The organism is Kitasatospora sp. NPDC127111 (genome assembly GCF_042677465.1).
Classification (GTDB): Bacteria; Actinomycetota; Actinomycetes; order Streptomycetales; family Streptomycetaceae; genus Kitasatospora.
Genome location: NZ_JBHXTG010000032.1, coordinates 1 through 13,263, shown reverse-complemented (window position 1 = coordinate 13,263; position 13,263 = coordinate 1). Strand labels below are relative to the sequence as shown.

Here is a 13,263-nt window from a genome sequence, read left to right as displayed (position 1 = left end):
CACGGGCCCCTCTCCCCCGGCCCGGCGGCCGGGCGGCGCCCCCGGCCCGTAGCCGCCCGCCATCGCTCACGCCGGGGCGACGATCACCGCGCGCGCCCGTTCCGTCAACTCCCGTACCCGGCGCTCACCCTGGAAGGGTTCGAGGCGGCGGAGCATCTCCACCACGTACTCGCGGCTGCGCTGGGAGGAGATCCGCCCGGCCACCTCGACGGCCCGTTCGCCGGCCGCCACCGCCGCGTCCAGGTTGCCCGCCTCGGCCTCGGCCATCGCCGAGACCACCAGCCGCAGCCCGTGCGAGCGGACGAAGCCCTCGGTGGGCCGGGCCAGCGCCTCCCGGGTGAACTGCCGGACCTTGGAGGGCACTCCGAGGTCGCGGAAGCACTCGGCGGCGTCGGCGGCGAGCCGGTCGTAGGCGTAGAAGTCGATCCACGCCGGATCGGGATCCCCGGCGCGTGCCCGTTCGAGTGCGCTCTCCGCGGCCCCGAGCGCCGTCGCGCACGCCGCCGCGTTGCGGGCCTTGGCCTGGGCCCGTGCCTCGACCAGGTGGAAGAAGCTCATGGTGCGGGCGGTGGCCAGCCCCCGGTTGCGCTCCAGGGCGGCCTGGGCGAGGTCGACCGCCTCCTCGGCGAAGCCGCGGTAGCCGGCCTGCAGGCTCATCGAGGCCAGCACGTAGCCGCCGAGCGGCACGTCGGCCGCGGCCCGGGCCAGCCGCAGGGCCTGGATGTAGTAGCGCTGGGCGGCCTCGTGCTGGCCGGTGTCGAAGGCCATCCACCCGGCCAGCCGGGTGAGTTCGGCCGTCGCGCCGAACAGCGCCCGGCCGACGGCGTCGCTGTACGAGGCGAGCAGCAGCGGCGCCGCCTCCACCCGCAGGCACTCCGGCACCATCGACGAACGCCAGTCCCCGCCGCCGTACTTGGAGTCCCAGCGGCGGGCCTCCTGGGCCGCCTCGCGCAGCTTCGCGGCGTCCGAGTGGCCGACCCGGTACGAGCCCGCGTCGGCGGGCGTGCGCGGCGCCTCGCGGGCCACCGAGCCGTCCGCCGGGGTGATCAGCCAGCGGGAGACGGGAGTCGCGTACGCGGCGACCGAGAAGGTGCCGGCCAGGCTGTCGCTCCAGCGGCCGCCGCCGGGGCCGCGCCGCAGGTCGAGGTCGACCCGCCAGAGGTCGGTGGCCGAGCGGACCGCCTCGGAGACCTCGCGCGGGAAGGCCAGGCCGAGTTCGGGCGCCGGGTCGGTGTCGCCGAGGCCGATCTCCTCCAGCGGCACCGGCCGGCCGAGCTTGCCGCCGATCGCGGTGGCGATCAGGTGCGGGACGGGGCCCTGCGGGACCATGCCCTTGCTGACCCAGCGGGCCACCGAGGTCTTGTCGTAGCGCAGCGTCAGTCCGCGTTGGGCACCGAGGTCGTTGACCCGGCGGGCCAGGCCGGCGTTGCTGATCTGGGCGAGGGTCAGGAGCGTGCCGAGCCGTTCGTTCGGTCCTCGTGGGCTGACGGTCATGGTGGCGGCGGCACCTCCTGCGGCCTTGTGCGCGGGGCCCGGGCGGCACCGGGCCGTAGCTGCTGTACCTAGAGTAGTCGGACGCGTTCCGAGGGTTAAGAGGCCGCATTCCGGATGGCGGGATCGCGCACCCGGCGCCGGTCGGCGGGCGGTCGGGCGGGGTCGGGGCGGACCGCTCGGAACCGGCCGCGGCGGGTGGGTCCGGCCGCGCGCCGGAGCGTTGTGCTCCGGTCCCGTGTCGATGTGCGCCCGGCCGTGCCCCCTGGCCCGACCGGCTGGTCGGCGATTCGCTGGTGGTCGTGGGTCGGCCCGCCGTCGAGGACCCGGCGGGCCGGGGGATGCCGCCGTCTCAATCCCCGCGGACGGCGGCGGAGTCCGGGAGGGCATGCGGATGCCCTCCCGGGCCGAACGACGCCTTTCGGCCATGTGGCTATGGCCATGACAAGGCGTGCGCGAGGGCGGTCCGGGCCACGGAGGGGGAGGCCCGGCCCGCCCGGTCGGGACCGGCGCCCCGCGCCCGGAGCGCGAGCCGGCACCCGGCCGGCGGACGCGGACCGGAAACGCCAACTCCGGTCACGGGAAGGCCGACCGGTGGCACGATGTCTCCTGACGGCACGCCGGATCCGCGGTGGCGGCCGCCGCGGCGCGCCACGGGCCGGCCGGGGCTGCCCCCGGGGCCGGACGCGCCGCGCGGCGGCAGGTCCTCGTCCGGTGGAGGCGCGATGCGGTGGCTGACGGGCTGGAGCACGGGCGCGCCCCGAGCGGGCGCCCCGGCGCACGAGGCGCCCGGCGCGGTGGTGCCCATCGCCGCGCGCCCCCTGTGGACCGGCCCCAACCCGCTCTGGGCGGTCGGCGACTGGCGCCCCGAGGAGATCCGGCTCGCCACCCTCCGCCCCGGGGCCCCCGCGACCGTCATCACCGGCCCGGCCGGCCCCGACCCCGCCGAGGACACCCCCGCCACCACCCGCCTCGCCGTGCTCGGCCACTGCGGCGCCTCCGACGCCGAACTGGCCGCCGGCCTCGCCGCCGCCCGCGGCGGCGCCGTCCGCCACCTCACCGCCTGGCCCGGCAGCTACACGGTCGTCCTGCGCACCGGCACCCGCTCCACCGTGCTGCTCACCGACCTGGCCGGCGCCCAGCCCGTCTTCCACACCCCCTGGGCCGGCGGCACCGCGTACGCCACCGCAGCCCTCCCGCTCGCCGACCTGGTCGGCGCGCCGCTCGACACCGGCCACCTGGCCGCCCGGCTCGCCTGCCCCGAGTCCCCGGAGGCGCTCGGCACGAGCACCCCGTACCTCGGGGTGCAGCAGGTGCCGCCCGGCCACGCGCTGGCCGTCCGCGGCGGCCGCCCCTACCTCTCCGCGTACGACGAGCCCGGCGGGCCGGGCCGGCCGCGCGGCGAGGCGCCGGCCGTCCGCGAACTCACCCGCGCCCTGCTGGAGTCGGTCCGCTCCCGGGTCCGCACCCCCGCGCCCGGCGCCGACGGCGGGCGGGCCCGGCTGGGCGTCGACGTCTCGTACGGCACGGCGTCCGCCACCGTCGCCCTGCTCGCCGCCGCCGTCCCGCTCGCCCCGGCGCCCGGTCCGGGCGTCCCCGGGCGGCCGGCCGCCCCGGCCGGGGGCGCGGCGGCCAGGACCGGCGCGGTGAAGGGCTCCTGGGCCCGCCCGGCCGCCCGGACCAGGCCGGCCCCCGAACAACTGGCCGCCGTGACCCTCGGCGAGACCGGTGCGCCGGGCACCCTCGCCCTCACCCCCGACCTGCCCCGGTTGCGGCACACCGTCCTCGCCCCCGGCCCCGACACCCTCCCGTACGCCGGCCTGCGGGCCGACCAGGCCGGCCGGCTCACCGACGAGCCCGGCCCCGAACTGGTCGCCGCCGCCCGCGCGGAGGCCCGCTTCGACGCCGGCGGCACCGACCACCTCACCGGCTACGGCGCCCGCCAGGTCCTCGACGGGCACCCCGCCCGGCTCGCCGACCTGGTCCGGGCCGGCCGCCCGCGCGAACTGCTGCCCCCGGTCGCCGCCCTGGCCGGCGCCGACCGGGCCGCCGTCGGCGTGCTGGCCGGCGCCCTGCGCACCCCGCTCACCGTGGTCCGGGCCGCCCACCGGCTCTCCCGGATCCGCTACGCCGACGCGCTCGACGACGCCGCCGTGAAGCTGACGCTGCGCCACGTCCCGGACGGCGGCGGGACGGCCGGGTCGCGCTCGGCCGACGACCTGGCCTGGTGCGTCCCCGGCCCCGCGGCCCGCTGGCTCTCCGACGAGGCGCTCTCCGCGGTCGCCCTGCGGCTGCGGCTGGCGGCGCGCGAACCGGCGCCCGTCGAACCGCCGGGCGCGCGGCGGGCCCGGTACGCCCTCTACCGGCACGCGCGCGGGTTCCGCACCCTGGTGCACGCCGCCGAACAGCCCGGGCAGCGGCTGCACGCGCCGTTCCTGGACAACCAGGTGGTCCGCGCGGCCCGGCTGCTGCCCGACGACGTGCGGCTCCAGCCCGGCGCCCGGCCCGCCCTGCTGCACGCCGTGCTCACCGGCGCCGGCCGCACCGACCTGCCGCCGGACTGGGGCCGCGGGCGCCGCCCCGACCGCACCGCCACCACCCGGGCCGGGCTCCGGCTCGCCGCCGACGGCCTCGCCGAACTCTTCGACGCCCCGCTGCTCGCCGAGGCCGGGCTGATCGACCTGTCCGCCGTCCGGGCCGGCCTCGCCCGCTGCGCCGACCCCGCCACCCCGCTGCCGCCCGGCGACCTCGCGGGCCTCGCCGAGCTCGTCTCCGCCGAACTCTGGCTCCGCCGGGTCCGCGCCCGCCGCCACGGCGCCTGCTGGACCGGCCTGCCCACCGCCGAACGCCCCGCCCTCACCCCGGCGCGCTTCGCCTGACGCCGTGCCGTCCGGGGGCGGTGGCGGAAGCGGCGGCGGGAACCGTGCCGGAGGCGATGGCGGCCCGGCGGGGGGAGCGGCGCGCCCGGCGCGGCTGGCCCGTCCGGACGGCCGGGGCGGGCGAAGATGGCGCCGTCCCGTCCCGCTCCCGTGGAGGCCGTGGTGACCAGCGCCAGCCCGGATCCGACCGTTCCCGTCGTCCTGTCGGTGCTCGGCCGGCCGCCGACGGGCCGCACGCCCGGGGTGCTCGCCGCCTGTGACGGCTCGGACGGCTCGCTGTGGGCGCTGGACCGGGCGATGACCGAGGCGGAACGGTTCGGCCTGCCGCTGTACGTGCTCGCGGTGGTGAACCCGGCCCCGGGCGGCTACCCGCCGGGGATGGCCGAGCTGGTGCAGGAGAGCGTCGAGACGCTGGTCGAGAGCATGGCGGACGGCCTGCGCCGCTCGGTGGCCGCGGTCCAGCGGGCCCGGACCGCTCCGTACGAGGGGGAGCTGTCGCTGCACGTGGTGCTCGGCAACGTGATCGAGGTGCTGCTCGCCGCCTCGGCCCGGCAGCACACGCTGGTGGTCGGCACCCGTGGCAACGGCGGGTACGCCCGGCTGCTGCTGGGCTCGGTCAGCTCGGCGGCGGTGCACCACGCGGCCTGCCCGGTCCTGGTGGTGCCCGCCCCGCCGGGCCCGTGAGCCGCCGCGCCCGCAGTGGGCGCGGGAGGCGCGGGAGGCGCGGGAGGCGCGGGGGACGGCCAGGACGCCAGGAGCATCCCGCGCACGCCGGACGCCTCGGGCCCGGACGCCTCGGACGCCGGGAATGTCCGGAGATGGTTCACGGTTCACCTATCCCGGAAACCGTCCTCCCCACCCCTGGAGAACCCGCGTCATGAAGGTCGAGATCTACTCCGACATCGCCTGCCCCTGGTGCTACATCGGCAAGCGCCGCTTCGAGGAGGCGCTGGACGGCTTCGCGGGCAAGGAGGACGTCGAGGTGGTCTACCGGCCGTACCAGCTGGTGCCGGACGCCCCGGCCACGGCGAGCCCGCACCGCGCGTGGCTGGCCGAGCGCTACGGGCCGCAGTCCGTCGCGATGGACGCCCGGGTGGCCGAGCTGGGCCGCGCGGAGGGCATCACCTACGACTTCGACGCGGCGCTGCACGCCAACACCTTCCTCGGCCACCGGCTGCTGCACCTCGCCGAGACCGAGTACGGCGCGGCCGTCCAGGGGCGGCTGAAGGAGGCCCTGCTCAAGGCGCACTTCACCGACGGCGTGGACGTCGGCGACCGCGCCGCGCTCACCGAGGTGGCCGTCTCGGCCGGTCTGGACGGCGAGCGGGTGGCCGCCTACCTGGCCGGCGACGAGGGCGCCGCCGAGGTCCGCGCCCAGCTGGCCGAGGCCCGGGAGCTGGGCATCACCGCCGTGCCGACCTTCGTGTTCGAGGGCAAGTGGGCGGTCCAGGGCGGCCAGGAGGCCGAGACCTTCCGCAAGGTGCTGGAGCAGGTCGCCACCGAGATCGGCGAGCGCCGCCCGGTCCCGGTGCAGGTCGCCCCGGCCGGGGAGGCCTGCGCGGACGGCTCCTGCGCGATCTGAGCCGCGGGGTCCGCCGGGACCGCCGGACCCCGCAGCCCGTTCCACCGCGTCGGACGCGGGTCAGACGCACCGGAAGCGGGCCTCGGCCCAGTCCGCCGCGTTCAGCGCCGACCAGGCGCCGTGCGCCGGGGTGACCACCAGCCGGATCGTCTTCTGCCCGGCCAGCGGGACGCGCACCGGCACCGCCTCGTCCCCGGTGGCCAGCACCGGCGACCTCCAGAGCACGCTGCCGTCGCCGCCCTGGACGGAGAAGATCACCCCGCCGGGTGACGCGGTGAGGTCGTCCACCCCGGCCAGCGCGTCGAAGGACGTGCAACTGCGGTTGAGGTCGATCACCGTGGCGGCGGGCGCGTGCACGGTGATGCCGTGCGCGTGCCTGGTCCCGCCGATCCAGACGTGGTCGCGCTGCCAGAACCAGTCGCTGCCCTTCTGCCGGACGCTCGGGCCCGCCGGCGGCACCCGGTTCTTGCCGGGCTTCAGCACCGGAAGGTCGTCGGCCCAGAAGTCGGTCGGGTCGGGAGGCACCGGCGGGGTCGGGGTCGGGACCGGCGGAGGCGTCGGGGTGGGCACCACGGGCACGTCCGGCGTGGGCACCGGCGGCACGACCGGCGGCGGCACCACCGGGGCGGGGAGCTTGGGCCTGGGGGTGGCGGTCGGCGTGGGCGTCGGGACGGGCGGGGCCGGGCTGCTCGGCGCGGGCGGCGGCGGCACCGCCTTGGGCGGCCGGCTCGGCGGCGCCGTCGGGGCCGGCGTGGGCGACGGGCTCGGTGGCGGCTCCTCCGCGGGCGCCGGGTCGGCGCTGGTCGGGGCGGGGCTCGGCGGCGCCGGCGCGGCGGGCGGCGGCGCGGGCAGGGCGGGCGAGGAGGCCGGCGGAGCGGCCTGCGGGGGAGCCGGCTCGGGCGAGCCGGTCAGCGCGTACGCGGCGACGGCGGCCGCGGCCATCGCGACCGCGGCGGCGATCCCGGCCTTGGCCGCGGCGCCCAGGCCCTCGCCGGCCACCGCCGCGGCGGCCCCGCCACCGGAACCGGCCGACCCGCCGGCCGCTCCACCGGCGGCACCGGCGGTCGCACCGGCGCTCGCGCCTCCCGAAGTGGCCGCGGAGGTGGCCGCCGCCGTGCCGGCCGCCGCACCACCGACCGCCGCCGCTCCGCCCACGGCGGCCGCGGCGGCGCCGAACCCGCCGACGCCGATCCAGACCAGCACACCGCCGGGCAGCAGCGCCCGCAGCCCGTGGTTGATCTCGGACAGTTCCAGGCAGGCGGCCGTGCACCGCTCGCACTCCTTCAGGTGCCGGCCGACCTCCGCCGAGGCCCGCTTGCGCAGCGAGCCGCGCGCGTACGCGCCGAGCCGGTTGGCGTACGCCTGGCAGTCCCGGTCCTGGCTGCCCGAGACGTGGGCCTGCAGGAAGCCCGCGGCCAGCCGGTCGCGGGCCCGGTGCGCCTGGACGGCGGTGGCGTTGGCGGTCTTGCCGAGCAGCACCGCGACGGTCTTGGGGGACTCCCGTTCGACCTCGGTGTGCCAGAGCACCACCCGGTCGTCCTCGGGCAGTTCGGCGTAGGCCTGCATGACCATCCGCTGGTCGGCCATCGCCATCGCCCAGGCGTCGGCCCCCGGGTCGGCCAGGTCGAGGTCGACGGTGGCCGCCGAGGTCTGCGCGAACGCGCTGAAGTCGTCGACCAGTTGCTCGCGGCGTTCGCTGCGGGTCCAGGCGGCGGCGACGTTGCGCACCGCGGTCAGTAGGTAGGCGCGGACCGCGAACTCCGGGCCCTTGCCCGCCCGCAGCGCCTGCAGGGTGCGGGCGAACACCTCGCCGGCCAGGTCCTCGGCGGTGAAGCTGTCCCGGCAGCAGGTCCGCGCGTAGCGGCGCACCGAGTCGGCGTGCCGGCGGTAGATCTCCTCGTAGGCGGCGTCGTCGCCGGCCCGCACCCGGGCGGTCAGCTCGGCGTCGGAGGGCGGGCGTTCGCCGTCCACCGGGTCGGCGGGGGCGGGCACGGTCGGCCGGGCGGGGACGCCGTCGCCGACGAAGGCCTCGGGGGCGACCCGGCCCCGGCCGGCCGGGGCCTGGCCGGGGACGCGGGTGGACGGGAACGCGGCGGCGGAGGCGGAGAGCGTCTCGCGGCCGGGCATGCCGGCCTGGTCCGGCACCTGAGCCGGCAGCCCGGGGTGTCCGGGGTGCCCCGACGGCCCGGAGCGCTCCGGCAGGGCGCCGGGCGCGTGCCCCGGCGCGTGGCCCGCCGGTCCGGTGCCCGGAACGTCAGCCACGCCCTCCGGTCCGCCGGTGCCGGAGCGGCCGAAGTCGAGGCCGTACCCGTACTCGTTCTGTTCCTCGGCGCTCACAACGGACCCCAGATTCCACGACAGCCCCCGCGGTGTGGCAGGGCGCGTGGGGGTACGTGGGTGCACGAATCCCCGCTGCGCGGCGCCGAGCACGCGCGAACGGCGCGCATCGGGACATTGGCTCCAACCACGGGCAAAGGATGGCATAGCGCAGAGTTGGGCGGTAGCCGGACCGCCGGGACCCACTCTTCCGTGGGGCCCTCGTCCGTGTTCCGGCCCGCGCGCGACGCCGGGCGCATCGATGGTCCGCGCGGGCGCGCGCCGGCCGACGCGCGCCGGCCCGGCGCCCAACTCATCTGCCCGCGGCCGACGGAGGACACCCCCGCCCGGCCGGGGTCAGCGCGCCCGCAGCCCGTCCAGCAGGATCTGCAGCAGCCGGTCGCCCGGCCCGGCGGCAGGCTGACCGTCCGTCGGCCGGACACCCGGGCCCGCGAGCGGCGCGCCCGCCCGGCCCGTGACCGCCGCCGCCGCGAGCCCCGCCGCCGACGCGTGCACCGGCTCCGCGGCCACCGCGCGCGCGGCGTGCACCGGCACCGAGGCCGTCAGCACCAGCACCACGTCCGCCACCGTCACCCCGGGCCGCAGCTCACCGGCCGCGCCCGCGCGGGCCACCAGCGCGGCCAGCAACTGCAGCAGCAGCCGCGGGTCCGCGTCGGCCGCCGACGGCTCACCGTCGGCCTGCTGCTGCGCCCCGGCACCCCGCGACCCGGCGCCGCGTGGCTCGAACCGGCCCCCGTGGAAGCCGCCCGCGCCCGCCGGATCGCCGTACCGCTGCTCGGGCACCCGGCCCAGCTCCTCCGCGTACCGGAACGCCTCCGGAGGCAGCAGTCGCCCGGCCCCGCTGGACACCGCCCGCGCCAGGTACCCGGCCAGCGCCTCCCAGGCACCGCCGCCGCCGTACAGCGACTCGCGCGCCTGCGTGGTCAGCCAGGCCACCTCCTCGGCGGCGATCCGCTGGACCAGCACCTCCTTGCTCGGGAACCGCCGGTACACCGTGCCGACCCCGACCCCGGCCCGGCGCGCGACCTCCTCCATCGGTGCGCCGTAGCCGAACTCGCCGAACACCTCGCGGGCCGCCCGCAGCACGCTCTCCAGGTTCCGCCGGGCGTCCACCCGGAGCCGCGCCCCGGGTACCGGCCCACCACCGCCCTGCGGCGGCTCGGCCCGGTACGGCACCCCGGCGTACGCCACCCCGGCCTGCGCCGGCAGGTCCGCGGGGCCGCGTTGCTCCGGCACCACACCCTGGACGGCACGCGGTGCGTCCCGCCCCAACAGTCGCTCCTGCTCCATCATCCCAACTCTCCCCCGCAGGTGTCCGATCCCGGACCCTGTCGTCGCCCGCCCCTGCACCCCCCGGTGCAGCTCCGTCCGTCAGAAATGACCCGATGACCCATCGCTCGTGCCGCTGGTGCGCTCGTACTGCCCGGGTGCCGCCCGACCACGGACGCCGGACCCGGCCGCCGGACCGCACGCGCGAGACCGCAGACGCCTGAAGACCGCGCGCCCGAGGCCTCGTCCGGGGACTACCCTTCCCCGGATCACGGTGCCCCAGTCGGGCTCTCCCGCCAACGCTGGAACTGGCCGTAATGGCAGATCCACGGTGCGTCGCCGCCGATTGACATGGCGGTGGCCGCTCCGACACACAATCCGACCATAGTTCACGCCCGTTCGAAGCCGAAAGTGCGTCAGAAACTCACCCCGGCAGCACATCCGGCCCCGGGCGTCACTTCCGTCCCGGCCGCCTCGGTACGGACTGTGGACAAGAGGGCCCCCGCCGGTCCTTCATTGAGGGCGTGCGGGGGCCCGGCCGACGGCCGGCGGAAGGTCACTTCGGCAGGAGGTGCGCTATCAGGATCCTGATCGTCGGGGGCGGCTGCGCCGGGATGTCCGCCGCGCTGCACCTCCAGCGCGGACTGCGCGAGCGGCTCCGGCGCGGCGACGCGGAGATCACCGTGGTCGAACCGCAGCCCTACCTGACGTACCACCCGCTGCTCGCCGAGGTCGCGGCCGGCTCGATCGACCCCCGCCACGTGGTCGTCCCGCTGCGCCGCGCCCTCCCGGACTGCCGGGTGCTCACCGCGCGGATCACCCGGATCGAGCACGCCGCCCGCCGCGCCTGGGCCGACGCCGCCGCCCACGGCGAGCCGTCCGCCCCCGTCGAACTCGACTACGACGTCCTGGTGGTGGCCCCCGGTTCGGTCTCCCGGACGGCGCCCGTCCCCGGCCTGGCCGAACACGGCGTCGGCTTCTCCACCGTCGGCGAGGCGGTGAGCCTGCGCAACCACGTCCTGGAGCAGCTCGACCTCGCCTCCGCCACCCGCGACCCGGCCCTGCGCCAGGCCGCGCTCACCTTCGTCTTCGTCGGCGCGGGCTACGCCGGCGTCGGAGCACTCGCCGAACTCGAGGACATGGCCCGGACCGCGGTCCGCGGCTACCACAACATCAGCCCCGAGGACCTCCGCTGGGTGCTGGTCGAGGCCACCGACCGGATCCTCGCCGAGGAGTCCCCCGAGCTGGCCGCGCACACCCTGGCCCAACTCCGCGAGCGCAGCGTCGACGTCCGGCTGCGCACCACCCTGGAGTCGGCCGCCGGCCGGGTGATGGCGCTCTCCGACGGCAGCCGCTTCGCCGCCCGCACCCTGGTCTGGACGGCCGGGGTGCGCCCGTCCCCGCTGCTGCGCGACACCGACCTGCCGCTGGACACGTCGGGCCGGATCCGCTGCCTCGCGACCCTCCAGGTGGCCGGCCCGGACGGCCGCGCGCTGCCCGGGGCCTGGGCCGCCGGGGACGGCGCCGCCGTGCCCGACCCGCACGCCGAAGGGGCACCCTGCGCGCCCAACGCCCAGCACGCCTTCGCCCAGGCCGAACTGCTCGCCGCCAACGTGCTGGTCGCGCTGGACGGCGGCCCCCGGGCGGCGGGCATCGCCGAGTACCGGCCGGAGCGGGCCGCCTGCTCCACCTCGCTCGGCCTGCGCCGCGCCGTCGCGCACACCCGGCGGGGCGGCCGGCTGACCGGCCGGCGGGCCTGGTGGCTGCACCGAGCCCGGCACCTGCGCCGGCTGCCGAGCGCCGACCGGCGGGTGCGGGTGTTGGTGGACTGGCTGCTGGGTGGGCTGTTCTCCCGCGAGGTGGTCTCGCTCGGGGCGGTCGAGCACCCGCGTTCGGAGTTCGAGGCCGGATTCGGGCCGGCCCCGGGCGGCGGGCCCCGCCGTGACTGACCGGACGGCCGCGCCGGGCGCGCGCGACTTCCGGAATGGGGCCTCCGCCTGACAGGATCTCCCCAACGAGTCATTACCCCGTGTGTCAATGTGCACACAAAAAGTGATGATATGCCTGGAAATCGAGGAAGCGGCCGTCGTTTGAACCTCATGCGCTGGAGCGCCCGGCTCACCGGAGTCCCCTGGCGTGCCGCCCCACCGATCCGGGGCGGCACCGACCAGGGCGCGCCGACCGGCGACGTCGTGGTCCCCAGCCCACGCGACCCCACCAGCCTCGTCGGCCCGGCCGAGGCGCTCGACCCGCAACGGCCCCAGGACCTCCGCGAGGTCCTGAACCGCATCCCCGCCCCGGTCGCCGTCACCTACGGCCCCCTGCACCAGCTCGGCTACGCCAACCGCGCCTACCGCGAACTCTTCGGCGAGCGCCCCACCGGGCTGCCCGCCTGCGAGGCCCTGCCCGAACTCGGCACCATGGGCGTCCTGCCGCTGATGGACCAGGTGATCCGCGGCGGCCGCCCGCGCAGCGTCAAGGCCCGCTGCATCCTCGGCCTCACCGGCAACCGCTACTACAACGTCTCCTGCGTCCCGCTCACGCGCCACGAGCACCGCACCGAACCGGGCGAGACCGACGAACCCAAGGACGGCCCCACCGCCGGCGTCCTCATCTTCGCCGCCGAGGTCACCGACCAGGTCCTCGCCGCCACCCGCCTCCGCGAGGCCGAACGCCGCCAGCGCGAGGCCGCCGTCACCCTCCAGCGCAGCCTGCTCCCGCAGAAGCTGGACCAGCCGGCGGACCTCCGGGTCGCCGCCACCTACCAGCCCGGCGGCGCCGAGGCCGCGGTCGGCGGCGACTGGTACGACGTCATCGCCATCGACGGCGGCCGCACCGCACTCGTCATCGGCGACGTCATGGGCCGGGGCCTGCGGGCCGCCGCCGTCATGGGACAGCTCCGCACCGCCGTCCGCGCCTACGCCCGCCTCGACCTCCCGCCGCACGAGGTGATGCGCCTGCTCGACGGCCTCGCCATGGAGATCGACGCCAACCAGATCGCCACCTGCAGCTACGCCGTCTGGGACCCGCAGCGTCGCACCCTCACCTACGCCTCCGCCGGCCACCTCCCGATGCTGCTGCGCTGCCCCGACGGCACCGTCCTGCGCAGCGAGGAACAGAACGGCCCACCCCTGGGAACCGGCGGCGGCGTCCACCTCTCGCACACCCTGCGCCTGCTCCCCGGCACCACCGGCGTCCTCTATACCGACGGCCTGGTCGAACGGCGGGACGAGGACATCGACCAGGGCCTCGACCTGCTCGCCCGCACCCTCACCGGCGCGGTCGGCGCCCCCGAGGTCGTCTGCGCCCGCCTGCTCCGGGCGATGGGCGTGACCGCGGAGCACGACGACGACGTCGCCGTGCTCGCCTTCCAGCTGCCGGCGGAGGAGAGCCCCACCGAACCGGAAGCTGAACCAGGGGTTGACTCGCCCCCACGAGACGTCTAGTGTTCTTCGAGCTGCCTGGCAGGGAGCACCGGACACGCGTCTGCGCGGACGGTCCCGCGGCAGCCAATCCCTGGAAACACCACTTCCCAGTTCGGGCTGGGTCGCGTCTTGCCTTTTTCGGCTTTTGCGGCTCGGGCCTGTTGTGGCGTGTCCGTTTATATGGATTGCGGCTGGATTCGCTTTTCGGAGCGGGGTTCGGCTAGAGTTTGAAACGTCGGACGGGGCGTCAAGCCGCAGAAGACACCAGCGAGTTGGATGA

General features: G+C 77.4%; 7 protein-coding genes and 1 pseudogene. 5 read left to right on the top strand and 3 right to left on the bottom strand.

Annotation, left to right across the window (positions count from 1 at the left end; genetic code table 11):
* Nucleotides 1–66: 66 nt before the first annotated feature.
* Nucleotides 67–1,494 (bottom strand): MFS transporter, encoded by a 1,428-nt coding sequence (locus ACFVHB_RS20375; protein WP_380323787.1) that lies wholly within the window; start codon nt 1,492–1,494, stop codon nt 67–69.
* A gap of 722 nt (nt 1,495–2,216) precedes the next feature.
* Between ACFVHB_RS20375 and ACFVHB_RS20370 the strand changes: the two genes are divergently transcribed.
* The 3 genes from ACFVHB_RS20370 (at nt 2,217) to ACFVHB_RS20360 (ending at nt 5,952) form a co-directional block, all read left to right on the top strand.
* Nucleotides 2,217–4,370 (top strand): asparagine synthase-related protein, encoded by a 2,154-nt coding sequence (locus ACFVHB_RS20370; RefSeq protein ID WP_380323784.1) that lies wholly within the window; start codon nt 2,217–2,219, stop codon nt 4,368–4,370.
* 162 nt (nt 4,371–4,532) lie between these two features.
* Nucleotides 4,533–5,054 (top strand): universal stress protein, encoded by a 522-nt coding sequence (locus ACFVHB_RS20365; protein WP_380323781.1) that lies wholly within the window; start codon nt 4,533–4,535, stop codon nt 5,052–5,054.
* Between the two features lie 193 nt (nt 5,055–5,247).
* Nucleotides 5,248–5,952, top strand: coding sequence for a DsbA family oxidoreductase (locus ACFVHB_RS20360; RefSeq protein ID WP_380323779.1), 705 nt, complete (start codon nt 5,248–5,250; stop codon nt 5,950–5,952).
* 60 nt (nt 5,953–6,012) lie between these two features.
* On the opposite strand, the gene ACFVHB_RS20355 is transcribed toward ACFVHB_RS20360, so the two are convergent.
* Nucleotides 6,013–8,289, bottom strand: a complete 2,277-nt coding sequence (locus ACFVHB_RS20355; protein ID WP_380323776.1) for a sigma-70 family RNA polymerase sigma factor — start codon at nt 8,287–8,289, stop codon at nt 6,013–6,015.
* A 336-nt stretch (nt 8,290–8,625) separates the two neighbouring features.
* Nucleotides 8,626–9,582, bottom strand: coding sequence for a helix-turn-helix domain-containing protein (locus ACFVHB_RS20350; RefSeq protein ID WP_380323773.1), 957 nt, complete (start codon nt 9,580–9,582; stop codon nt 8,626–8,628).
* A 554-nt stretch (nt 9,583–10,136) separates the two neighbouring features.
* Between ACFVHB_RS20350 and ACFVHB_RS20345 the strand changes: the two genes are divergently transcribed.
* The gene (locus tag ACFVHB_RS20345; RefSeq protein WP_380323971.1) at nt 10,137–11,507 is read left to right on the top strand and encodes an NAD(P)/FAD-dependent oxidoreductase; all 1,371 of its coding nucleotides are present in this window, start codon (nt 10,137–10,139) and stop codon (nt 11,505–11,507) included.
* 141 nt (nt 11,508–11,648) lie between these two features.
* Nucleotides 11,649–12,941 (top strand): annotated as a pseudogene (locus tag ACFVHB_RS20340) (PP2C family protein-serine/threonine phosphatase); the annotation flags it as partial.
* Between the last annotated feature and the right edge of the window lie 322 nt (nt 12,942–13,263).

What these genes read in the sequence shown, in the direction of transcription:
- ACFVHB_RS20370 (WP_380323784.1), top strand. Translation starts at nt 2,217, where the DNA reads ATGCGGTGGCTGACGGGCTGGAGCACGGGCGCGCCCCGAGCGGGCGCC.
- ACFVHB_RS20375 (WP_380323787.1), bottom strand. Translation starts at nt 1,494, where the DNA reads ATGACCGTCAGCCCACGAGGACCGAACGAACGGCTCGGCACGCTCCTG.
- ACFVHB_RS20350 (WP_380323773.1), bottom strand. Translation starts at nt 9,582, where the DNA reads ATGATGGAGCAGGAGCGACTGTTGGGGCGGGACGCACCGCGTGCCGTC.
- ACFVHB_RS20360 (WP_380323779.1), top strand. Translation starts at nt 5,248, where the DNA reads ATGAAGGTCGAGATCTACTCCGACATCGCCTGCCCCTGGTGCTACATC.